13 protein-coding genes are annotated in these 22,582 nt (G+C 73.9%); 3 read left to right on the forward strand and 10 right to left on the reverse strand.

The window, feature by feature from the left end; genetic code table 11:
• Window positions 1-146: 146 nt before the first annotated feature.
• Window positions 147-1,757 carry a glycosyltransferase family 39 protein gene (locus ACIQVL_RS42560; protein ID WP_403478156.1) on the forward strand — a complete coding sequence of 537 codons (1,611 nt, stop codon included), beginning with the start codon at window positions 147-149 and terminating at the stop codon, window positions 1,755-1,757.
• A 70-nt stretch (window positions 1,758-1,827) separates the two neighbouring features.
• Here the strand turns inward: ACIQVL_RS42560 and ACIQVL_RS42565 are convergent, their stop codons facing one another.
• The gene (locus tag ACIQVL_RS42565; protein WP_403434882.1) at window positions 1,828-2,328 is read right to left on the reverse strand and encodes a MarR family winged helix-turn-helix transcriptional regulator; all 501 of its coding nucleotides are present in this window, start codon (window positions 2,326-2,328) and stop codon (window positions 1,828-1,830) included.
• Window positions 2,329-2,463: 135 nt separating this feature from the next.
• On the opposite strand from ACIQVL_RS42565, the gene ACIQVL_RS42570 reads away from it, so the two are divergent.
• The gene (locus tag ACIQVL_RS42570) at window positions 2,464-2,880 is read left to right on the forward strand and encodes an organic hydroperoxide resistance protein (protein WP_403434880.1); all 417 of its coding nucleotides are present in this window, start codon (window positions 2,464-2,466) and stop codon (window positions 2,878-2,880) included.
• Here the strand turns inward: ACIQVL_RS42570 and ACIQVL_RS42575 are convergent.
• The 9 genes from ACIQVL_RS42575 to ACIQVL_RS42615 all read right to left on the reverse strand — a co-directional run bounded on the left by ACIQVL_RS42575 (window position 2,870) and on the right by ACIQVL_RS42615 (window position 20,334).
• Window positions 2,870-4,339, reverse strand: coding sequence for a hypothetical protein (locus ACIQVL_RS42575; RefSeq protein ID WP_403478157.1), 1,470 nt, complete (start codon window positions 4,337-4,339; stop codon window positions 2,870-2,872). The genes ACIQVL_RS42570 and ACIQVL_RS42575 overlap by 11 nt on opposite strands.
• A 72-nt stretch (window positions 4,340-4,411) precedes the next feature.
• Complete coding sequence (locus ACIQVL_RS42580) at window positions 4,412-5,782, reverse strand: hypothetical protein (RefSeq protein WP_403478158.1); 1,371 nt, start codon at window positions 5,780-5,782, stop codon at window positions 4,412-4,414.
• Window positions 5,779-8,031, reverse strand: coding sequence for a CDP-glycerol glycerophosphotransferase family protein (locus tag ACIQVL_RS42585; RefSeq protein ID WP_403478159.1), 2,253 nt, complete (start codon window positions 8,029-8,031; stop codon window positions 5,779-5,781). The genes ACIQVL_RS42580 and ACIQVL_RS42585 overlap by 4 nt, the downstream gene beginning before the upstream one ends.
• A gap of 2 nt (window positions 8,032-8,033) precedes the next feature.
• Window positions 8,034-10,226: a bifunctional glycosyltransferase family 2 protein/CDP-glycerol:glycerophosphate glycerophosphotransferase gene (locus ACIQVL_RS42590; protein WP_403478160.1), complete on the reverse strand. Its 2,193-nt coding sequence runs from the start codon at window positions 10,224-10,226 to the stop codon at window positions 8,034-8,036.
• Between the two features lie 124 nt (window positions 10,227-10,350).
• Window positions 10,351-12,648 carry a CDP-glycerol glycerophosphotransferase family protein gene (locus ACIQVL_RS42595; protein WP_403478161.1) on the reverse strand — a complete coding sequence of 766 codons (2,298 nt, stop codon included), beginning with the start codon at window positions 12,646-12,648 and terminating at the stop codon, window positions 10,351-10,353.
• Window positions 12,649-12,805: 157 nt separating this feature from the next.
• Window positions 12,806-13,645, reverse strand: coding sequence for a carbohydrate ABC transporter permease (locus ACIQVL_RS42600; protein WP_403434869.1), 840 nt, complete (start codon window positions 13,643-13,645; stop codon window positions 12,806-12,808).
• Window positions 13,642-14,973 (reverse strand): carbohydrate ABC transporter permease, encoded by a 1,332-nt coding sequence (locus ACIQVL_RS42605; protein ID WP_403434867.1) that lies wholly within the window; start codon window positions 14,971-14,973, stop codon window positions 13,642-13,644. The genes ACIQVL_RS42600 and ACIQVL_RS42605 overlap by 4 nt, the downstream gene beginning before the upstream one ends.
• Before the next feature lie 7 nt (window positions 14,974-14,980).
• The gene (locus tag ACIQVL_RS42610) at window positions 14,981-16,357 is read right to left on the reverse strand and encodes an ABC transporter substrate-binding protein (RefSeq protein ID WP_403434866.1); all 1,377 of its coding nucleotides are present in this window, start codon (window positions 16,355-16,357) and stop codon (window positions 14,981-14,983) included.
• Window positions 16,358-16,530: 173 nt separating this feature from the next.
• Window positions 16,531-20,334: an FHA domain-containing protein gene (locus tag ACIQVL_RS42615; RefSeq protein ID WP_403478162.1), complete on the reverse strand. Its 3,804-nt coding sequence runs from the start codon at window positions 20,332-20,334 to the stop codon at window positions 16,531-16,533.
• Between the two features lie 432 nt (window positions 20,335-20,766).
• On the opposite strand from ACIQVL_RS42615, the gene ACIQVL_RS42620 reads away from it, so the two are divergent.
• Window positions 20,767-22,518: a serine/threonine-protein kinase gene (locus tag ACIQVL_RS42620; RefSeq protein WP_403434862.1), complete on the forward strand. Its 1,752-nt coding sequence runs from the start codon at window positions 20,767-20,769 to the stop codon at window positions 22,516-22,518.
• The last annotated feature ends 64 nt before the right edge of the window (window positions 22,519-22,582 follow it).

The raw sequence follows: 22,582 nt of genomic DNA on the forward strand, positions 1-22,582 counted from the left end.
CCGATACGCCGTCATTACCCGGCAAAGGTTGGCTAATCGCAAAAGATCGGGCCGTGGTGAGTATCGGGCCTCTCGTAAAAGCACATCCGCGAACGACGCGAACAGAAGACGACAGCCGGCCGGCTCCACGGAGTCGGCCGCGCCCGTTGGGCGGCCCGCCCCGGTGGCCGCGGGCCGCCCGGTTCCTCGCCGTGGCCGTCCCGGCCGCGGTGATGCTCGCCCTCGGGTTCTGGAGGCTGCGCCGCGGCGGCATGTGGCGCGACGAGGCCGTCACCTACCAGGTCGCCCGGCGCACGGTGCCGCAGATCTGGCGGCTGCTGCACGAGGTCGACGCGGTCCACGGCCTGTACTACCTGCTGATGCACTTCGTCCTCGGCGCCGACCCCGGCCACCCCGGCGAGGTCGTCCTCCGGCTGCCCTCGGTGTGCGCGGCGGCCAGCACCGCGGGCCTGGTCGCCGCCCTCGGCATGCGCCTGGCCCGGCCGCGCGTCGGCCTGTGGGCCGGGCTGCTGTACGCGGTCACCCCGCTGGTCGGCCACTACGCGCAGGAGGGCCGCTCGTACGCCCTGGTCGCCGCGGGCGCCACCGGCGCGACGCTGCTCCTCGTCCGGGCGGTGCGGGAGGAGGGGCGCCGGGTCTGGTGGTGGTACGGCGCCGTCCTCGGACTCACCTGCTGGCTGCACGAGTTCGCCGTCCTGCTGCTGCTCGCGCACGCGGGAACCCTGGCGCTGGCCCGTTCGTCGGGAAGGGTGTGGCGGAGGTGGGGCTGCGCGGCCGGGGGCGTGGTGCTGTCGCTGCTGCCGATGGTCGTGGTCTCGCACGGGCAGTCGGCCCAGGTGGCGTGGTTGCGGGAGCCGGACGTGGAGACCGCGCAGGAGTTGCTGCGCCAGTACCTCGGTCCGACCGACGGGGTGTACTGGGCGTGCCTGGCGCTCGGACTGCTGGGGCTGACGCGGCTGGTGGGCCGGCGCGGCGAGGTGACCCTCGCGGCGGTCGCGCTGCCGCTCGCGGTGCTGCCTCCGGTGGCGCTGATGCTGGCCTCGCAGTTCACACCGCTGTACGTCGACCGGTACGTGCTGTACGCGCTGGCCGGGGCGCCGTTGCTGGTGGCGCTCGGCGCGGACCAGGTCGCCCGGGTGCTCGGCCGGCTCTGGTCCCACGGCACGCAGACGGCGCCCCGGTCGCCCGCGCTCACCCTGGCCGGGGTGCTGGCGGTCCTCCTCGCCTTCACCCACCAGGTGCCGCTGCTGCGGGCGGACCGGGTGCCGGGCACCCGTCCCGACGACCTCGGGGCGGTCGCGGCGGCGGTGGCCCGGGTGCTGCGGCCCGGCGACCCGGTGCTGTTCCTGCCGGCCCACGCGCGCGGGGCGGAGCTCGCGTATCCCGCCGACTTCAAGGGCACGCGGGACGTCGCACTGGCCGAACCGGGGGCGGAGTCAGGGACGTTGTACGGGCGCGAGGCGGGGGCGGGGGTGCTGCGGCGGCGGTTGGCGGGGACCGACGAGGTGTGGGCCGTGATGGAGAAGTACGCGCTGGTGAGCGGGTATCGGCCGCGGCTGGGGACGGAGCGGGCCAAGTTCGCCGTGCTGAACCAGCAGTTCGTGCTGCGGGAGGAGATGGTGATCGACCGGATTGCGCTTCGGTTGTACGTGCGGCCGATCCGGGTGGGGGCTGCCGAGTCCGGGCTGCGAGCGGGTGGGGGCTGGTCGCGCCCAGGCGGCGGCAGCCGCACGTCGACAACAGCCCCGCGCCCCTAAAGGAATCGACGACAGCCCCCGCCCCTAAAGGAATCGACGACAGCCCCGCGCCCCTGGAAGAAGGGGCGCGTCAGCACGAGCCTTCTTCCAGAGCCGCCGCATCCAGCGTCCCCGTCAGTTGGTCGAGCCGCGTCTTCAGGTCCCGGATCTCCTCCACGTCGAAGCCCGTCGCCGCCACGATCCTGCGCGGTACCTCCAGCGCCCGCTCGCGCAGCGCGGTGCCCTCCTCCGTGAGCCGTACCTCCACCGAGCGTTCGTCGCGCGTGCTGCGTTCGCGGCGCACCAGGCCCGCCGCCTCCAGGCGCTTGAGCAGCGGGGAGAGGGTGCCGGAGTCCAGGCGGAGGTGTTCGCCGAGCTTCTTGACCGGGAGGTCGCCCTGTTCCCACAGCACGAGCATCACCAGGTACTGCGGATAGGTGAGCCCGAGGTCCTTGAGGATCACGCGGTAGACGCCGTTGAAGGCGCGGGACGCCGCGTGCAGGGAGAAGCAGATCTGGCGGTCCAGGCGGAGCCACTCCGCCTCGGGGGCGGGGCCCGGCGCGGGGCTGGGGGTCGGGGTCGTCACGGTCATGGCTCAAGCGTAGCGCTTGCGGGTCATTTAGTTGTGTGCAATTGAATTGTGTGCTCTACTTGTGGTCGTGAGGGCGGCGGGAACGGGAGCCGCCGGACACCGATACTTCGAGTACTTCGAGAGGGATGGTCTTCCATGGACGCCATCTACACCGCAGCCGCCACCGCCACCGGCCGGGAAGGACGGGCGGTCAGCTCGGACGGCCAGCTGGACCTCACGCTGGCGTTCCCGCCCGCGCTGGGCGGCAACGGCCAGGGCACCAACCCCGAGCAGCTCTTCGCCGCCGGCTACGCCGCCTGTTTCGCCAGCGCCCTCGGCGCCATCGGCCGCCAGGCCAAGGTCGACACCGGCGAGATCTCCGTCACCGCCGAGGTCGGCATCGGCAAGGACGAGTCCGACGGCGGCTTCGCGCTCAAGGTCACCCTGCGCGTCGAGCTTCCCGAGACGCTCGCCAACGAGACCGGCGAGAAGCTGGTCCACCAGGCCCACGCCTACTGCCCCTACTCCAAGGCCACCAAGGGCAACATCCCGGTCGAGCTCGTCATCGAGTAACCGATCGGGTGACCGGCGGTACCGGGGACGCATCCCCCGTCCGGGTGAGCCGCGCGAGCACCTCCCCCGTTCGCCGGCTCCAGTCCACGACCACCGCCCCCGCGGGCAGCCGCTCCTGCCGCGTCAGCAGCAGCCAGCGCACCCGGGGGCGGTGGTCGTGGCCGTCGGCCAGGGCGATGCCGTACCCGGGGAGCAGCCGCACGGCGTAGTAGCCGTCCGTGGCCACCGGTTCCCCCGGGCCGATGTGCCGGGCCGCCCAGTCGTACGACGGCCAGCGCGGCGGCTGGACGAAGCCGACCGGGTCCACCGAGCGCGGTACGACCGCCCCGGCCTGCGCGGCCAGGAAGCCCACGCAGACCCCGCCGGCCGCGGCCCAGCCCAGCACCCGCCGCCACCCGCACCAGGGCCGCTCCGCCGCCAGTTCCACGGCGAGCGCGCACTGCGGTGCCAGCAGCACGAGCCCGAGCAGCCCGGCGAGCCGCCCGCACGCCAGCACCAGGCACTCCATCGCGAACAGCAGCACCAGCGGATCACGCCAGGCCCCGGGCCCCACCGCCCCTCGCACCGGCGCCCCGCCCGCGCGCCGTGCCCGCAGCCACAGTGCCGGGAGCCCGAGCAGAGCCAGCCAGCACTGACCGGCCCACTCACCCGGCCCGGCGTACCACCCGTGAGCCTCCGGCGGCAGTACGCGCGCGTGCGTTCCGAACGCGAGCGCGGCCGCCGTCACCGTGCACAGCAGCGCCCACCGCCCCCATACCGCGGCCCGCCAGCCCCGCTGCCAGCCCGCCGCGAACGCCACCGCCCCGGCCGCCGCGCCCACCCCGGTCACCGGGTCGACCAGCGCCACCGTCCCGTAGAGCAGCCCGAGCGCCGCATACCCGGACAGGCTGCGCAGGCCGCTCGGGCCGACATAGCGCACCCGGCGCAGATCACGGGCGCGGGCGCCGGTCAGGGCCCAGGCCCAGAAGGTCAGGCCGAGGGCGAACGCGGACGGATAGCCGAGGCTGCCGGTCAGCGGCAGCAGGGCCAGCGAGCCCCCGCCCCACGCCGGCCGTGTGCCCCACAGCACGGACAGGAAGCCCAGCGCCAGCACCGGCGCCCACGCGCGCGGGGTGAGGACGCGGACCAGCCGGCCGAGGCCCGTCAGCAGCACCAGCAGGTTCAGCGGGCCGCTCACCCGCAGCAGCAGCCACCCCGTCAGCCCGGTCAGCCGGGCGAGCGCACCCTGGGCGAGTACGTAGGGGGAGACGGCGGTGTCCGTCAGGCCGGCCCGCAGCCGTGCCACCGCCGCCGCGTGCAGTCCGGCCTCGCAGCACGGCGGTACCCGCCAGTAGGCCAGGGTCATCAGCAGCCAGAACAGCAGGCCGAAGACCTGGTACGGGGTGAGTCTGCGGACGCGGCCGCCGCGCAGGGCGGTGGCGCCGGCCGTGGCGCGCCGGAGCAGGGCGCCGGTGCTCACCGGAGGAAACGGACGGGACGGACCATTTGCCAAGTGTTCCCGTCCGCCCCGACCGCGCTGCCGTCCGTCACCTCATCGAGTGACGCCGACCACCCTGGCCGTCCCCTGCACGGGAACCGGGACCGGGCGGCGCACCAGCGGTTCGAGGAGCAGCGGCACGCCCACCACCGGCAGCAGCCACGCCAGGACGATCAGCCGGTCGCCGTAGACGGTGATGTCGGGGTGCCCGGCCTGGGTGAGGATCCCGGTTCCGGCGGCCGCCAGCAGGAAGACGCCGAAGGCGGGCCGCCGCCGCGCTCCGCACGCCCCGGCCGCCAGCGCGGCCGGGAACAGCGGCTCTGTCAGCTGCCGCCGCAGCCACTCCACCCAGAAGTCGAATTCCAGATGGAGGAACTCCCGCCACGGGTGGGCCCGGTCCGGGTGGGTGTAGTGGCCGGTCAGCAGGTCCTGCACGCTCTCCGCTTCGGAGGGGTAGCGCAGCAGCCGGGCCAGGAGCAGGGTGCCCGCCACCGCCCCGCACCCCACCACCGCGATCGCGGCCACCCCGCGTCCGGGGCTCTGCCCGCGTCCGGGGCGCTGCCCGCGTCCGGGACTCCGCCCGTCACCGGGACTCCGCCCGTCACCGGGACTCCGCCCGTCACCGGGACTCCGCCCGTGCCGGCGGCGCCGCCACAGTGCGACCACCGCCGCGGCCCCGGCCAGGCACGCACCGAGAAAGAGCGTCTGCGAGTGCTTCACGGCGAACAGCGTGAGCAACGCGCCCGCCACCGAAGCCGCCCCCGCCCCCGCCCGTCCGGTGAGGACCAGCGCGCACCCCCACAGCGCCGTCAGGGTCAGGGCCAGCATCAGGCCCTCCGTCATCGGCCGCATCGCGGTCGTGCCGACCGGCAGGACGTAGTACAGGGCCTGCCCGGTCAGCGCGAGCGGCACCGGTACCGACACCGTCCGCAGCACCAGGAAGACCAGCACTCCGCCCGCGCCCGCGACCAGCACACTCGCCAGCCACACCCCCCACGTCACCCCGAACACGCCGACGAACGGCGCCAGGAACACCGGGTACCCCGGCCGCACCTCGAAGATCCCGCGCAGCCGCGGGGCCACGAACGGCACGACGTACCCGTCCGTCTGCGCGCCCCCGGCCCGCAACCGCCGCTCCACCCGCCGCAGTTCGCCGTCCCGGCACTCCGCGAACACCCGGCCCGCCGGACTGGGCGCATGGAAGCGCAGTACGTCCACGCGCTGCGCGCGCTCCGCCGCCGACGCCTTGCCGGCGCACACCCAGTCCACCGTCTCGGCCGCCGCCTCCCGCTTGCCCGCCCCGGCCAGGGTCAGCGCGTACGACACGTAGTTCTTGGAGTCCGGCGTGTCCCGGCCGGTGACAGCGGCGAGTTGCAGCACCGCGAAGACGGCGGCCAGCACCAGCACCCAGGTGCGCGGTCTCACGTCGACGCCAGCAGGTCACGCGCGCCGGCCGGACCGGGGACCCGGCCCGGCGGCTCCGGCATCGGCTCGCCGAGCAGCAGCGTCCGTACGACCCGTTCGGCGGCCCTGCCGTCGTCGAACTCGCAGAACCGGGACCGGAAGTCGGCACGCAGCCGCGCCGACTCCGCGTCCCGCCAGCCGCCCGAGCCGAACAGCCACGCCAACTCCCGGTAGGAGTGCGAGACATGGCCCGGCGCCTCGGCGGTGATGTCGAGGTAGGCGCCCCGGCTCGCGGTGTACGCGGCCCAGTCGTCGGCGTGCACGACGATCGGCCGGTCCAGGTTGGCGTAGTCGAACATGAGGGAGGAGTAGTCGGTGACCAGAGCGTCCGAGGCCAGCATCACCTCCTCGGCGTGCGGTTCGCCGGTCGCGTCGACCACGATGCCGCGCCGGTGCAGCTCGGCCAGGCCCAGCCCGCGCGCCGGACCGGTCGCGAGGGCCGGATGCAGGCGGACCACCAGGGTGTGCCCCTCGCCGAGGTCGGCGGCGAACCGGGCCAGGTCGATCCGGTCGACGTGCCCGCCCCGGACGTAGTCGCGGCGGGTAGGTGCGTAGAGCACCACGGTGTGGTCGGCCGGAATGCCGTGCCGGGCCCGGAAGTCCGTCGGGCCGCCGGTGACCAGGACGTCGTTGCGCGGGCTGCCGGTGCGGGCCGACGCGAAGTGGCAGGGGTAGGCCCGCTCCCACACCAGTTCCGAGTGGCGGTTGGCGACCAGGCTGTGGTCCCAGCGGTCGGCCCGGCGCAGCATCTGCGGCACGTCGAAGCCGAGCCGGGCGCCGGGCTTGCCCAGCAGGTCGGCGCCCAGGTACTTGAGCGGGGTGCCCCGGTGGGTGTGGACGTGCACGCTGCCGGGCCGTTTCACCAGCGTGCCGGGCCAGTTGACGTCGTTGACGAAGAACTTCGCGCGGGCGGTCAGCCGCAGGTACTCCGGGGAGTCCAGCAGTACGTGGTCGACGCCGGCCGGCAGTTCCGCGGCGACCTCCGCGTCCCGCACCACCCAGACGCCGCGCAGCTGCGGGGCGAGCTCCCGGGCCGCCCGGTACACGGCGGCCGGATCGCCGCGCAGCCCCTGGTGCGAGGCCGCCGAGTACAGGACCAGGTTCTCGTCCGGCGACCGCAGGCCGCGGAGCCCGGTCAGCGCCCGCCGGGCCCGGCCCTGCGCCGCTTGCCGCACCCGTTGCGCCTGCCGCCCGCCCGCCCGTGCGGCCCGCCCGGCCTGCTCCCGCAGCCGGTACGACGCGTACGACCCGCCGAGCACACCGAGGTCGGCCCCCGCGGCCCCGACAGTCCCGACGGCGTCCGTGGTCTCCGCGGTCGCCGTGGCCTCCGTGGTCTTCTCCGGCCGGAACGCCCGGTACAGCTCCGCCGTCCGACGGAAGAACTCGGCCCTGGCGGCGGGCGGCAGCCGGTCCGGTTTGGCGAGGATGTCCAGGCAGTGCTCGCCCATCTTCCGGTGCAGGCAGGGCCGCCAGCCGGCCAGCTCCGGGCGGCCGTCGAGGAAGGCGAAGACCCGCTTGTACTGCTCGTGGACGTCGAAGTGCTTGCGGCTGGTGGTGGAGAGGATGCTGCCCTGCCGGCGCTGGCGGTAGCTGACGCAGATCCGGTCGAGGGTGGCGATCCGGGCCGCGCTGAGCAGGACCGGGAAGGTCCAGGGGGTGTCCTCGTAGTAGCCCGGCGGGAACCGGAAGCCGTTCTCCTCGACGAAGTCACGCCGGTAGGCCTTGTTCCACACCACCATCAGCAGGTCGAGGATCTCCGGGCGTTCGGCTGCCGTGAAGACGCCGTCGGTGGCGCTCAGCACCTCCGCGAGGGCGTTGCGCCGGGTCCCGCCCCACCAGTAGGTGCGGGCGTAGTCGAAGACCAGCACGTCCGGGTCGCCGGTCTCCGCGAGCCGGTCGGCGACCGCGCGCAGCGCGCCCGGCGTGAGGCTGTCGTCACTGTCGAGGAAGAGGAGGAAGTCGCCGGTGGCGTACGGGAGTCCGGCGTTGCGGGCGCGGCCGAGGCCGACGTTCTCCGGCAGGTGCAGGACCTTCACGCGCGGGTCGCGGGCCGCGTACTCGTCGAGGATCGCGCCGCTGCCGTCCGGGGAGCGGTCGTCGACGGCGATCACCTCGATGTCGTGGAAGGACTGCTCCAGGACCGAGTCGAGGCACTCGCGGAGGAAGCCCTGCACCTTGAAACAGGGGACGATCACACTGAGTCGGGGCACGGTCAGCTCCTGACGAGGGTCGCGGCCGGGGCGGGCAGGCGTTCGGCGAGCGGGATCACCGTCGGGATCTCCTCCGGCGGCCGGCCGAGGAAGACCCGCCGCACGACCCGCTCGGCGGCCAGGCCGTCGTCGAACTGGCAGTACCGGGCGCGGAACTCGGCCCGCAGCCGCCGGGACTCCGGTCCCCGGTAGGAGCCGTCGCGGAAGATCCGGGCCAGCTCCTCGGGGGTGTGGGCGACCGGGCCCGGCGGCTCGGCCATCAGGTCGAAGCAGACGCCCCGGGTCTGTCGGTAGACCTCCCAGTCGTCGGCGTAGACCACGATCGGCCGGTCCAGGTTGGCGTAGTCGAACATGATGGAGGAGTAGTCGGTGATCAGTGCGTCCGCGGCCAGGCAGACGTCCTCGGCGGAGCGGTGCGCGGTGACGTCGATGACCCGGCCGGTGCCCGCCGCACGGCCCCGGTCGTAGAAGTAGTGCGCGCGCAGCAGCACCACGACGTCCTCGCCGGCCGCCTCGCAGAAGGCCTCCAGGTCGAGGCCGGACTCGAAGCCGGTGTGGTGGTCGCGGTGGGTGGGGGCGTAGAGCACGGCCGTCCTGCCGTCGGGGATGCCCAGCCTGCGGCGGGCCCGGACCACGTCGTGGGCGGACGCCGTGTAGTAGACGTCGTTGCGCGGATAGCCGTACTCCAGGGTCAGGTAGGAGCCGGGGAAGGCGCGTTCCCAGGTCTGGGTGGAGTGGCGGTTGGAGGAGAGGTTGAAGTCCCAGCGGTCGACGCGGCCCAGCAGCTTGGTGAAGCTGCCGGTCCGCGCGGCGACCACCGGGTACGTCGACTGGTCGACGCCCATCTTCTTCAGCGGGGTGCCGTGCTGTGTCTGGAGGTGGACGCTGCCGGGCCGCTTGACGACGCCCTCGGCGAAGTTGGCGTTGTTGACCAGGTACTTGGCGCGGGCCAGCACCTCCCAGTACCGGCGGCTGCCGATCACCACGGACTCGACGTCGGCCGGCACGCTGTCCTCCTGGCCGGCCTCGACCAGGAACACCGAGCGGAGGTGCGGGGCGAGTTCGCGGGCCACCGCGTGGATCGCGGCCGGGTTGCAGACGTACCCGCGCCCCCAGTACGCGCAGTACACGGCGAGGTTCGCATCCAGCGGGCGGCGCAGGTCGAGGGCGTACCGGAGCCGGGTGAGCGGCATGCGCGGGCGGGGCAGCCGCCCGGTGGCGCCGGACGCGATCCGGTTGGCGCCGCGCAGCATGCGGAACGCCGTGTACGCGCCCGCCGCGAGCAGCCGGTGCTGGACACCCACGCTCCCGCCCGGCATCCGGAACCCCTCCGGCCGGTGCGCGCGGTGCAGCCGGGCCGCCCGCCGGAAGAACGCCCGGTGCCCCGACGGCATCCGTTCCGGCCGCGCGGCCGTCCGCAGCACCACCGCGAAGACCTGCTCGAACAGCGCCCGCGCCCGGTCGCCCGGCAGTGCGGCGGCCCGTTCGAGGACCAGCTCCGCCTGGTCGAGGAGTTCGTGCTGGTGCGGTCCCGGCAGGTTCAGCCGGCTGCCCTGCCGGCGCAGCCGGTGCCGTACGACCACCGAGCGCAGCACCGCGATCCGCTCGGCGGCGACGGTGGTCAGGCCGCCCCAGCCGAGGTCCGTGAAGTGCCCGTCCGGAAAGCGCAGCCGGCGCTCGGTGAGGAAGGACCGGCGGTAGACCGCGCTCCAGGCCGGCAGGGCCACGCCCGTCAGCCGCGGCGCCCGGTCCGGGGCGAACGCGCCGCTCGGGGCGCCCGCCAGCACGGGGGCCGCCGGGTTGGTCGGCTCGCCCTCCCACCAGGGGGTCCGCTCGTGCTCGGCGTACAGGACGTCCACGTCACCGGTCTCGGCGAGCCGGGCGTCGAGCAGCGCCAGTGCGCCCGGGACCAGCACGTCGTCGCCGTCGAGGAAGAGCAGGTACGTGCCGTGCGCCGCCCGCATCCCGGTGTTCCGGGCTCCGCCGAGCCCGGCGGACGGCGGTGAGTGCACCGGCGCCACCCGGGAGTCCCGCTCGGCGTAGGCGGCGGCGACCTGGGCGGCCGGGGCGTCGGGCGCGTCGCAGACCGGGATCAGCTCCAGGTCGCCGAAGGACTGGGCGAGGACCGAGTCCAGCGCCTGGGACAGCCGGCCGGCGACCCCGTGGGACGGGACGATGATGCTGAAGCGGGGCATGCTGCTCTTTCTCAGGTGTGCATGCGGCCCGGCCTTCCCGTCGGCCGCCAGGTGGACGGCCGGGACGGAGTGGGCCGCGAGGTGTTGGGGGGCATGAGGGAACTCCCTGCAAGGCAAACGGCGATCAACGGCTCTCGGTGACGGGCAGATGTCCGGAAGGTTGCGGAACGGTGGCCAGCGGGGGGTGGGTGAGCCCGGCGGCCGCCGAGGGCACGGGGTGCCGTTCCGCCGGCGGAATGAACTCCGGCAGCCCGGCCGTCTCCCCGAGCACCACGTGCCGTACGACCCGCTCGGCGGCGCGTCCGTCGTCGTACCGGCAGAACCGGTCGCGGAACGCGGCGCGCAGCTGGGCGGAGCGGGAGCCGCGCCAGTGGCCGCTGGCGAAGATGTCGATCAGCTCGTCCTCGGTGCGGGCGACCGCGCCCGGCGGACTGGAGCGCAGGTCGAAGTAGGTACCGCGAGCCGCGCTGTAGGCCTCCCAGTCCCCGGTGTGCACGACGATCGGCCGGTCCAGGTTGGCGTAGTCGAACATCAGCGAGGAGTAGTCGGTGACCAGCGCGTCCGCGGCCAGGCAGAGCGACTCCACGCTGGGGTGGTCGCTGACGTCGATCACCCGGGCGCCGGAGGCGAGCGGGCCGCCGTGCCAGTAGTGGGCACGGGCCAGGATCACGAAGCGCGGGCCGAGGCGGCGCACGATCCGGTCCAGGTCGAGGGCGGGCCGCTGGGTGCGCCGGTAGTCGCGGTGGGTGGGGGCGTACAGCAGGGCGACCGCGCCCTCGGGGACGCCGAGCGACTCCCGGATCCGGGTGACGTCGGCCGAGGTGGCCTGCTGGAAGACGTCGTTGCGCGGGTAGCCGTACTCCAGCGTGCGGTAGCCGCCGGGGTAGACCCGCTCCCAGGTCAGGGTGGTGTGGCGGTTGGCGGACAGGACGTAGTCCCACTTGTCGACGCCCCGCAGCAGCTCCTCGAAGTCCATGCCGGCGGCAGCGGCGGGATGCTCCTGGAGGTCCAGGCCCATGTGCTTGAGCGGGGTGCCGTGCTGGGTCTGCACGAACACCTGGCCGGGACGCTTCTTCAGCCGCCGGTCGAAGTTGACGTTGTTGACCAGGTACTTGGAGCGGGCCAGCGCCGTCCAGTAGCCGAAGGTGCCCGGCCGCAGCCGGCGCGGGCCCGGCGGGATCGTGTGGTGGTGTTCCGGGCGGGCGATCCAGGCGGTGCGGACGTGCGGGGCGTGGGTGCGGAACGCCGCCTCCAGCGCGCCCGGGTTGCAGCCGTGCCCGCGGTTCCAGTAGGCGGCGAAGACCGCGCGGTCGGCGCGCAGCGGGAGCCGCAGCTGGATCCGGTAGTGCAGCTGGAGCAGGGCCGAGCGCAGGCCGCGGACGGTCTTCGCGCCGGCCTTGACCGTGCGGCGGCGGGCGGACATCGCCCACTGCAGGGCGCGGTAGGTGCGGTGCAGGCCGTAGCGGACGAGGCCGTGGCGGAGCCGGGTGCGACGGGGATACCCCCGCTCGAACGGAACCGAGAGTGCGGGAGGGGTCTTCGCGCCGTCCGTGTGGTAACGCCGGTAGTGGGCACGGGCCGTGCGCAGGAACTCCCCGCGGCTGCCCTTCGGAAGCCGGCCCGGACTGGTGAACACCGTCGTGAAGTGGTCGATCATGCGGCGGAACAACACCGGGCGCCAGCACGCCAGTTCGGGCCGCTCGTCGAGGAACGCGAAGACCCGGTCGTACTGGTCGAAGAGGTCGAAGTGCCTGCGGCTGGTGGTGGAGAGGATGCTGCCCTGCCGCCGCTGCCGGTAGTGCACGCAGACCCGGTCGAGGGTCGCGATCGACCCTGCGGTCATCAGGGCCGGGTAGGTCCACGGCGTGTCCTCGTAGAAGCCGGGCGGGAAGACGAGGCCGTTCTCCTCGACGAACTCCCGCCGGTACGCCTTGTTCCAGGCCACCATGAGCACCCGGAGCAGACCGGGCCGGTCCGCCAGCCGGAAGGGCGCCGGACCCTCTTCGGTCAGCTGCGGCGCGACCTTGTTGCGCTCCGCCCGGCCCGTCCAGAACGTCCGCGCGTAGTCGTACACGAGCACGTCCGGATCGCCCGTCTCCTTGATCCGGTCGGCGATCGCCCGCAGCGTGTCCGGCGTCAGCGTGTCGTCGCTGTCCAGGAAGATCAGGTAGTCGCCGCGCGCCTGGGCCGTCCCCGCGTTGCGGGCACCGCCCAGGCCCTGGTTCTCCGGCAGGTGCAGGGCCCTCACCCGTGCGTCCCGGGCCGCGTACTCGTCGATGATCGTGCCGCAGGCGTCCGGCGAGCAGTCGTCCACGGCGATCAGTTCCAGATCGGGGTACGACTGCGAGAGCACCGAGTCCAGGCACTCGGGCAGATACGCCTGGACCTGGTACGCGGGGACAATGACACTGAACCTGGGCAAGGGACATCCATGGGTCGGTCGGCGCGGGCGTTCTGCCCGGGAACGGCCAATGGAATGATTTGGTTACGGTTCGTTACGTCATGTGGGTTACGTTCCGTGAACGGGCGCGGGGGCGAGCCGGTGGCCGACCCGCCCCTCCCGGCGGCCCGTTGTGCGGTTACTTGACCGCGCCCGCCATCACCCCGGACACGAACTGCCGCTGGAACGCGAAGAACACGGCCAGCGGGATCACCATCGAGATGAAGGCGCCGGGCGCGAGGACGTCGACGTTGTTGCCGAACTGGCGTACCTGGGTCTGCAGCGCGACCGTGATCGGCTGGGTGCCGGACTTCGTGAACACCAGCGCGACCAGCATGTCGTTCCACACCCACAGGAACTGGAAGATGCCCAGGCTCGCGATCGCCGGCCCGCCGAGCGGCATCACCACCCGGGTGAACAGCCGCAGTTCACCGGCGCCGTCGAGACGGGCCGCCTCCAGCAGCTCGCGCGGGATCTCCGCGAAGAAGTTCCGCAGCAGGAACACCGCGAACGGCAGCCCGAAGCCGACGTGGAACAGGATCACCCCGAAGATCGTCCCGAACAGGCCGATCTTCCCGAAGAGTTCGGCGATCGGGATCAGCGCCACCTGGACCGGCACGACCAGCAGACTGACCACGACCAGGAACCACCAGTCCCGGCCCGGGAACTCCATCCACGCGAACGCGTAACCGGCCAGCGCCCCGATGATCACGACCAGGACCGTCGCAGGGACGGTGATCAGGACCGTGTTCCACAGGGAGTGGGTGATGTCGCCGTTCTCCAGGAGCTTCTGGTAGCTGTCGAACGTCAGCTGGGACGGCTTGCTGAAGACGTGCCACCAGCCGTTCGCGCTCATGTCCTCCGGGGAGCGGAGGGAGGACGCGAGCAGGCCGATCGTCGGCACCAGCCAGAACAGGGCGACGACGATGAGGAAGACCCGGACCAGACCGCTGTTGAGCTTCTCCAGCACCCAGCTCATCGCCGCTCCTCCCGCCGCAGCCTGCGCACGTTGAACCACATCACCGGGATGACGAGCAGCAGCAGGAACACCGCGATCGCGCTCGCGATGCCCGGCTGGCCCTCCGAGAAGCCCTTGCGGTACAGCTCCAGGGCCAGCACGTTCGCGTCGTCCTGCGAGGAGCCCGGCGCGATGATGTACACGAGGTCGAAGACCTTCAGCACGTTGATCATCAGGGTGACGGTGACCACCGCCAGGACCGGGGCGAGCAGCGGCACGGTGACCTTGCGGAACACCTGCCACTCCGTCGCCCCGTCGACCCGCGCCGCCTCCAGGAGCTCCCGGGGCACCCCGGCCAGCCCGGCGGCGATCAGCACCATCGCGAAGCCGGCCCACATCCACACGTACGACCCGATGATGGCCGGGGTGACGAGGGACGGGCCGAGCCAGTCGACGCCGTTGTAGGGCTGCTTGAAGTTGCTCGCGGGGAGGCGCAGTTGCGCGCCGTCCGCGGCGGCGGGCAGGGTGAAGGTGCCGTCGGCCGCGGCCTTGGCGGACGCCACCACCTCGCCGTTCTTCACCGCCTCGATCCGCATCCCGTCGTAGCCGAGTTCGGACGGGTCGGGGGCGCCGAGGGTGCCGACGCCCTTGCCGCGGGTGAAGTCCTGCCAGGCGGTGCCGGTGATCTTCCCCGGGTCGGCCTTCGCCGCCACCGCCTTCCTCGCGCCGTCGGGCATCTGGTCGGGGGCGACGCCGACCAGCGGGAGGGCGACGGTCTGCCCGGTGTGGACGGTCGCCGTCGTGATGAAGCCGCCCTGGTCCGGTTTCAGGGGCGACTCGCGGCCCGGGTGGGCGTTCGGGAACGCGGAGGACTGCGCGAAGGTGTCGTGGATGCCGACCCAGACCGCGTTGGCGACGCCCTTGTCCGGGTCCTGGTCGTAGACGAGGCGGAAGATGATCCCGGCGGCCAGCATCGAGATCGCCATCGGCATGAAGACGACCAGCTTGAACGCCGTGCCCCAGCGGACCCGTTCGGTCAGCACCGCGAAGATCAGGCCGAGGGCCGTGGAGACGGTCGGCGCGAACACCACCCAGATCACGTTGTTCTTCAGGGCGGTGCGGATGCCGTCGTCCGTGAAGATCGCCTTGTAGTTGTCGAAGCCGGCGAACCCGTCCCCGTTCGCGGTGTAGAAGCTGCGGATCAGCGAGTACCCGATCGGGTAGACCACGAGCGCGCCGAGCAGCACCAGGGCGGGCAGGAGGAAGAGCACCGCCACGCTCCTGCGGGTGCCGGTCACGCTTCTGCGGCGGCCCGGTGGAGCGGGGGCCGTGGTCGAGGGTGCGGCCATCGCCGGGTCAGCTTCCGCTGCCGTAGGCGGCCGCCGCGTCCTTCTCCAGTTTCGCCTGGGTGCCCGCGACGTCCGTGGGGTTCTGCAGGAAGTCCTGGAGGTCCTTCCACTCGCCCTTGCCGGGGGTGCCGCCGAACGCCTGCGGGGCCTGGTCGGACATGTCGAAGCGGAAGTCGTCACCGGACGCGATCAGCGACTTGGCGATCGTGCGCTGCACCTCGTTCGGGTAGGCCGAGTTCGGCACGCTCTTGTTCGGCGAGAGGTAGCCGCCGAGCTTCGCCTGGATCGTCGCCGCGTCCGGGGAGGCCAGGAACTTCGCCAGCGCCTGGGCGCCCTTGGAGTCCTTGAAGATCACCGCCGCGTCGCCGCCGGAGACCACGGGGGCCGTGGAGCCGACCGCCGGGAACGGGAACACCTTGGCGTCCGTGCCCACCTTCGCCTTGGTCTCGCCGATGTTGACCTGCACGAAGTCGCCCTCGTACACCATGGCCGCCTTCGGCTGGTCGCCGCCGGTGAAGGTCTGGGTCACCGAGGCCGGGAACTCCGTCTGCAGCGCGCCGGACGCGTTGCCCGCGACGTACCCCTTCTTGCCCCAGACCTGGGCCAGCGTGGTCAGGGCCTGTTTCACCGACGGGTCGGTCCACTTGATCTTGTGCTGGGCGAGCTGGTCGTACTTCTCCGGGCCGGCCTGGGAGAGGTAGACGTTCTCGAACCAGTCGGTCAGCGTCCAGCCGTCGGCGCCGCCGACCGAGAACGGGGTGACGCCCGAGTCGTACACCGCCTGCGCCGTCGTCAGCAGCTCCGGCCAGGTCTTGGGCTCCTTGGCGCCCGCGTTCTCGAAGACCTTCGCATTGTACCAGACCAGCGACTTGTTGGCGGCCTTGTAGTAGACGCCGTACTGCTTCCCGCCGACCTTGCCGATGTCCTGCCAGCCCTGCGAGTAGTTCTTCTGCACTTCCGTGATCGTGTCGGCGCTCAGCGGTTTCGCCCAGCCCTTCTGGACGGCCTGCTTGATCGCGCCGGGCTGCGGCAGCAGCGCGATGTCCGGCGGCTGGCCGCCCGCGATCTTCGATCCCAGGAAGTTGATGATCGGGTCCTGGGCGGGCACGAAGGTGACCTTCGCACCGGTGCGCTTCTCGAACTCCGCGAGCACCTGCTTGAAGTTCTTCTGCTCCTGCCCGGTCCAGACGGCGGCCACCTCGAGGGTGGTGCCGTCGAGCTTCGGGAGGCTGAGGGTGCTGGTCCCGGTGGCACCGGTGCTGGTGTCGCCGCCGGACTTCTTGTCGTTGCTTCCGCACGCGGCGAGCGCGAGGGATCCCGCCAGCAGGGCGGCGAGTGTGGCGAGGGCCCTGTGTGTCCGGATGGTGCTGCTGTTACCGCGCATCACTTCCCCGTTCGTCGTTCCTCGTTGAACGTCAGAACTCTGTCCCGTGCGCTCCGGTGTACGCGGGGGCCGCGTACGCGGCAAGTGGGCCGACAGGTCAGCGCGGGGGATCGTGATCGCGTTGTGATCAGCGACCAGGGGGACGCGGGACGGGCCGAAGGAGGTTTCCCCGCTCACAGAAGCGAAGGAACCTCCGCTGCAGAAACCTCCTTCGCCGCCCGCTCCACCGCGCTCGCCAGCAGGGCCAGGTCGGTCGGGCCGTTGCCGAGTTCGCGGATCGGGCGGCGGGTCGGGGGGTCGCCCATGCGGTGCCAGTCGAGGGGGACCACGGTGGGGCGCTGGGTCGCCGTGCGCGGGATGCGGCCGGTGACCCGGCCGGTCTGGAACGCCGTGGTGCGGCCGTCCGGGGTGGTCAGACGGCCGCGGCCCGGCGCCGGTTCGTCGGGGCCGTCGGCCGGGGTGTCCAGGGTGATGCGCAGGGTGGCCTGCCGGGCCGGTTCCGTCTCCGCGGTACGGCCGCCGGTGCCGGCCGCCGCGGCCAGATGGACGCCGAGCCGCTCGCCCTCCTTCGCCACCGCCTCCAGCGCCCGCATCACGGAACCGGCGGCCGGACGGCCCGGTGAACCGAGCGCGGGGGCGACCAGGGCGTCCAGGTCGTCGACCACCACCACGAGCCGGGGGAGCGGGGGCGGCGGCGCCTCCGTACGGCCACGGGCCGCGGCACCGGACGACGGGCGCAGCCGGAGCGTCGAACTCGGCGGGGCGTCTATGTCGGCGGCGCCCGAGGCGGCGGGGCGGGAACGCTGCGGGACGATACGGCCGGAGACCTCCCGCCGGGCGTGCCAGTCGGTGAAGTCGGAACGGCCCAGCAGCTCGGCCCGCCGCTTCAGCTCGGCGCTCAGGGACTGCGCCAGCTCCCGCATCCGCACCGGGTCGTTGGCGGTCAGGTGGGTCGTGACATGCGGTATGTCCGTGCAGACCCGCAGGCCCTCGCCGTGCCCGGCGCCGGTGCCGACGCCGTCACGGCCGTCGATGAGGACGATCCCGAGCCGGTCGGGGCGCTCGGCGGCGGCCAGCGAGGCGACCACCGCCCGCAGCAGCTCCGTACGGCCGCTGCCGGGCGGGCCCTCGATCAGCAGATGCGGTCCCTCGGCCACCAGGTCGGCGGTGAGCGGGCCGCGCGGTCCGGCGCCGAGTACCGCCCGGGCCCGGCCGCCCAGCGACTCGGTGTCGTCGGCCGCGTCCGCCCAACGGGCCATCAGCGAGGCCGGGGTGGCCCTCGCCAGCCCCAACTCGTCCAGCAGCCGGGCGGACTGGGGGAGGGGGGCGGCCATGCGCGTGTGCCGGTCGGCGCCGGGGCCGTCGGGGCGCAGCGGGGCCAGCGCCCGCGCGAACCGCTCGGCCCAGGCGGGGGAGACGGCGTCCACCGCGGCCAGGGTGCCGGGACCGACCGGGCCGACCGGATCGGCCTGGCCGGGGCGGCCGCCGGCGGAGACCCGCATGAGGTGCAGCGCCGTCGCCACGTCGCCGCTCAGCAGGGCCACCGCCCCGCACTCCCGGAACGTCGGCGTCACCGCGCACGCCTCCTCGTAGGTCCGGTCGACCGGGGAGGTGGGCGAGGTGGGGGCCGTCTCCGCCAGACAGACGACGTGCACTCCGGCACGCGGTCCGGCCACGGTCAGCCGCGCCACCGCCTCGCGCAGTGCGGAGCCGCCGGGATCGCCGTCCACGACGACGACCGTGTACGGGCCCGGGAAACCGCCCTTGCCGTCGTCGTCGGCGCCCAGGTCGTGGCGGGCCCAGGAGGGGCCCCTGGCGGCTTCGGGGGACGCGGCGTCCGCTGCCGTACGTGCCGGGGCGGGGACCGGCGCGGATGCGGTGCGGTCGGACGGGGCGGCCGGTCTGCGGGGGGCGGACGGCTCCTCCGTCCGCCGCAGCAGCTCCTCGACGCGGGCCGCCGCCTGTTCACGGTCGTAGGCCAGCAGCAGGCGGCAGTCCTGGCCGTGCCCCGGGCGGACGTGCGGGAGCCAGCCGAGCCAGGACCATTCGGCCGTGCGCTCCTCCAGGGGGCGGGCCCGGTCCGCGCTGATCAGGACGATCTCCAGCAGGTCGGGCGAGTGCAGTGCGGCGAGCTGGGCCAGGACCGCGCGGGCCAGGCCGGCCAGGCGGGTGCGCGGACCGGCCAGGCCGAGGGCACCGGCCTCGCGCAGATCGGCGGTGACCGGGACGGCGGGCAGCACGCCCGAACCGTCGGACGTCGGGCGGTCCGCCGTGCCGAGCCGGACGGTGAGCGCCTCCGGATGGCCGGGGCCGCGCTCCCAGAGGCGGGGACCGGGGCCGAGCGCGGTCAGCAGCAGGGCGGCGGGGTCGGGCCAGGTCTCCGGCTGCGCGGGCACACCGGCGGACGCGGCGCCGCCGTCCTGCGCCGCCGTCACGTCGTCGGCGGCCGACGGGGGCTCACCGCGCCCGCCGGCCAGCCGCCGGGCCCAGGCCCCGAGCCCGCCGCGCCTGCGGGCGCCGGGCAGGGCGGGGGCTTCGGTTCCGCGGAGGGGGGTGCCTTTGCGCCTGCCGGAGGGGGCGGGGGCGTCGGCGGGGTCGGGAACGAAAACGGTGCCGTCGGCGGGGTCGGGGGCCGTGGGGCGGGGGGCGGTGCTTCCCGCGCCCGTGGCGCCTCGGCTGCTTGCGCTGTCTCCGGCACTGCCGGAGCGGCCCGGGTGACCGCCCAGCGCTCCGGACCGGCCGGCGTGCGTGTCGCCCGAGCCGTGCCTGACGGCGGAGCCGGGGGCGGTGCCGGGGCCCTGCGCCGCGTCGGGGCCGTATGCGGCGCCTGTTGCGTGCGGCGCACCGGCGTCGTACGCGGCCCCGGACGCGTGCGCGGCGCCCGAGTCGTACGTGGCGCCCGAGTCGTACGCGGCGGCGGCGTCGCGCGGACCCGGCAGGGTGCCGCGATTCGCGGTCGACGGGTATCCGTGCCGGTCACCGTCGTGCCCGCGGTCGGCCGACGGCGGCTCGGTCCGCTGCCCTGCCGACGACGGGAACCCGCCCGCGTGTCCGCCGGCCCCGGCGCCCCGGTCGTGCTGTACGCCGGGACGCAGCGGCTGCCCGCCCCGGCTCTCGATCCTCGGCGCGTCCCCCTGAGCCGGTACGACCGGTGGTTCCGCCAGGCCGTGCTCCTGGCTCCCGGCCGCCCCGCCCGCGGCTCCCCAGCCCGCCGTGCCGTAGGCGTGGTGGGTACGGCCGGCCGGCGCGGCCGTACCGCTCCCGACAGCGCCGGAACCCTCGTCGTAGGTCTCCGTGCCGCCCGTCAGCACCCGCACGCACCCGTCTCCGTCGGGTGCCGTGCCCACCCGGGCCCCCGGTCCCCCGGACGGCGTAAGCCGCAGGGCCGATTCCCCGATGCGCAGGAGCGAGCCCGGGGTGAGGCGGACCGGGCGGTCGGTGACGCGGGTGCCGTCCAGGGCGGTGCCGTTGGTGGAGTGCAGGTCGGCGACCGAGACCCGGCCGTCGGCGGCGACCGTGACCGCGCAGTGCAGCCGGGAGACGTCCGGGTCGTCGAGCGGGACGTCGGCGTCGGCGGAGCGGCCGACGGTGATCTGGCCGCCGTGCAGCAGGTGGACCCCGCCCGCGTCCGGTCCGGCGATCACGTGCAGCTGGGTCGGGGCGTCGTCCAGCTCGGGATGCGGCTCGGGGGCCGCGGGGGCGCCCAGGGACAGCACGGCGCCGTCGACCAGCGGGGGCTCGCCCAGGATGCGGCGGCGGGCGTCCAGCCGCTCCGTCCCCGCGTACAGCACGACCGGGGCGCCGCTCGGCTCCCGGCCGCCCAGGCTGCCGTCCCCGGTGACCGCCGAGGCCAGCCCCGACGCCACCGCGGCCAGGTCCGTGCCCGAGGGCGCCGTCACCAGCACGTCCCGGCTCGCGGCCCGGCCCCGCTGCGCGGCAGGGCCCAGCGGGTCTACGACGGTCAGCCGGATCTGCATCGCCGTCAGCGGTCCCTTCTGCGCGGGCGCGGAATTCCCCCCACCGCCACGAGCACGTCGGCCAGTTCTGCTGTCAAGCGCATCCTCGCACCTGCCACTGACAACGCGCCCACGCCCCGATGGTAAGTGATCTTGATTGGTCAGCTCTGCCCCCAAAAGTGCCTGACCAATACCGTGCGGGCGATCACTTGAGATCGGTCACGTCCGAGCCCGGCAACCAGCGGACCGAAGCGAGCGTCTTTCCATCGAACGCAAGCCGGAACGCCAACGTATGGGGATACGTCGGGACGCTTATCGGCGCCCTACCGGGGAGGGGAAAGCACAGCCGGACGACAGGCCGGTCCCAGGCACCACAGCACTAGAGTGGGTCGGACACACGGGTCGGAGACACTCCGCAAGCAGCCGTTCAGCAAGCAGCAGGGAGCGAATGACGTGCGGCCGGTAGGCAGCAAGTACCTCCTGGAGGAGCCGCTGGGACGCGGCGCCACCGGTACCGTCTGGCGTGCCCGCCAGCGGGAGACCGCGGGCGCCGAGGCGGCGGTTCCCGGCCAGCCCGGCGAGACCGTCGCGATCAAGGTCCTCAAGGAAGAGCTCGCGAGCGACGCCGACATCGTGATGCGCTTCCTCAGGGAGCGCTCCGTCCTGCTCCGGCTCACCCACCCGAACATCGTCCGGGTCCGTGACCTCGTTGTGGAGGGCGATCTCCTCGCGCTCGTCATGGACCTCGTCGACGGTCCCGACCTGCACCGCTACCTGCGCGAGAACGGCCCCTTCACACCCGTCGCCGCCGCCCTGCTCACCGCCCAGGTCGCCGACGCGCTCGCCGCCAGCCACGCCGACGGCGTGGTGCACCGCGACCTGAAGCCCGCCAACGTGCTGCTCGCCCAGTACAACGGCCAGATGCACCCGATGCTGACCGACTTCGGCATCGCCCGCCTCGCCGACTCCCCGGGCCTGACCCGCACCCACGAGTTCGTGGGCACCCCCGCCTACATCGCCCCGGAGTCCGCCGAGGGCCGCCCGCAGACCGGCGCCGTCGACATCTACGGCGCGGGCATCCTGCTGTACGAGCTGGTCACCGGCCGCCCGCCGTTCTCCGGTGGCAGCGCCCTGGAGGTACTCCACCAGCACCTCAGCGCCGAGCCCCGCCGCCCCTCGACCGTCCCCGACCCGCTGTGGACGGTCATAGAACGCTGCCTGCGCAAGAACCCCGCCGAACGCCCCAGCGCCGAGAACCTCGCGCGCGGCCTGCGCGTCGTCGCCGAGGGTGTCGGCGTGCACGCGAACTCCGCGCAGATCGCGGCGGCCGAGGGCGTCGGCGCGCTGCTGGCCCCCGACCCGGCATCGCCGGCCGTACCGGGCGCGGCCGACCCGACCCAGGTGCTGCCGAACACGGGCACGCCGATGGGCGCGTACGACCCGAACGCCGCGACCAGCGTCCTGCCGCACACCGGCCAGCCGGGCCCGTTCGGCGCCGCCGACCCGACCGCCGTGCTGCCGAACACCGGTGCCGCCGACCCGACGGCCGTCATGCCGCCGATGCCCCAGGGGCAGCCCGGCCAGCCGGGGCAGTCCGGCCAGCAGCAGCCCGAGCAGCCGCACCCCTGGCAGACCCAGCTCCGCGCGGCCCGCGACCGCAACGAGCAGACCCAGGTCCAGTACCTCGACCCCGGTGAGGACCCCCTCCGGCGCCGCCCGCAGCGCCAGGTGGCCCGGCCGCAGCAGCAGCCGCCGCGCCAGGCCCCGCAGCAGCAGCCGGTACGCCGGCCGCAGCCGCGCGGGCAGGGCGGGCCGCAGGGCGGCCAGGGCGGGTACGGCCAGCAGCCCGCCGGGTACGGCCAGCAGCAGCCGGCCGGGTACGGCGGCGGCCGGCCGCAGCAGCAGTACGCCCCGCCGCCGCAGCAGCCCCAGCAGCGGTACGCGCCCCCCGCCGAGCCGCAGCAGCGGGCCCCGCGCGAGCCGCGGCAGCGCAGCGCCAACCCGATGCGGATTCCCGGGCTCGGCTGCCTCAAGGGCTGCCTGTTCCTGGTCGTCATCCTGTTCGTCGCGGGCTGGCTGATCTGGGACCTGACCCCGGTGCACACGTGGGTGGGGCAGGGCGAGGGCTACTGGAGCCAGCTGAAGGACTGGACGAAGTCGATCGGCAGCTTCATCAGCGACCTGGGCAACGGCTCCGGCAACTGACGGCGGGAACCGACCGCGAGTTTGGGGATTTGTCGACACCTGGCGGGTGATTTCCGCCTCGGTG

The organism is Streptomyces sp. NPDC090499 (assembly GCF_044769305.1).
Classification (GTDB): domain Bacteria; phylum Actinomycetota; class Actinomycetes; order Streptomycetales; family Streptomycetaceae; genus Streptomyces.

What these genes read in the sequence shown, in the direction of transcription:
- ACIQVL_RS42565 (WP_403434882.1), bottom strand. Translation starts at nt 2,328, where the DNA reads ATGACCGTGACGACCCCGACCCCCAGCCCCGCGCCGGGCCCCGCCCCC.
- ACIQVL_RS42570 (WP_403434880.1), top strand. Translation starts at nt 2,464, where the DNA reads ATGGACGCCATCTACACCGCAGCCGCCACCGCCACCGGCCGGGAAGGA.
- ACIQVL_RS42590 (WP_403478160.1), bottom strand. Translation starts at nt 10,226, where the DNA reads ATGCCCCGCTTCAGCATCATCGTCCCGTCCCACGGGGTCGCCGGCCGG.
- ACIQVL_RS42600 (WP_403434869.1), bottom strand. Translation starts at nt 13,645, where the DNA reads ATGAGCTGGGTGCTGGAGAAGCTCAACAGCGGTCTGGTCCGGGTCTTC.
- ACIQVL_RS42605 (WP_403434867.1), bottom strand. Translation starts at nt 14,973, where the DNA reads ATGGCCGCACCCTCGACCACGGCCCCCGCTCCACCGGGCCGCCGCAGA.
- ACIQVL_RS42610 (WP_403434866.1), bottom strand. Translation starts at nt 16,357, where the DNA reads ATGCGCGGTAACAGCAGCACCATCCGGACACACAGGGCCCTCGCCACA.
- ACIQVL_RS42615 (WP_403478162.1), bottom strand. Translation starts at nt 20,334, where the DNA reads ATGCAGATCCGGCTGACCGTCGTAGACCCGCTGGGCCCTGCCGCGCAG.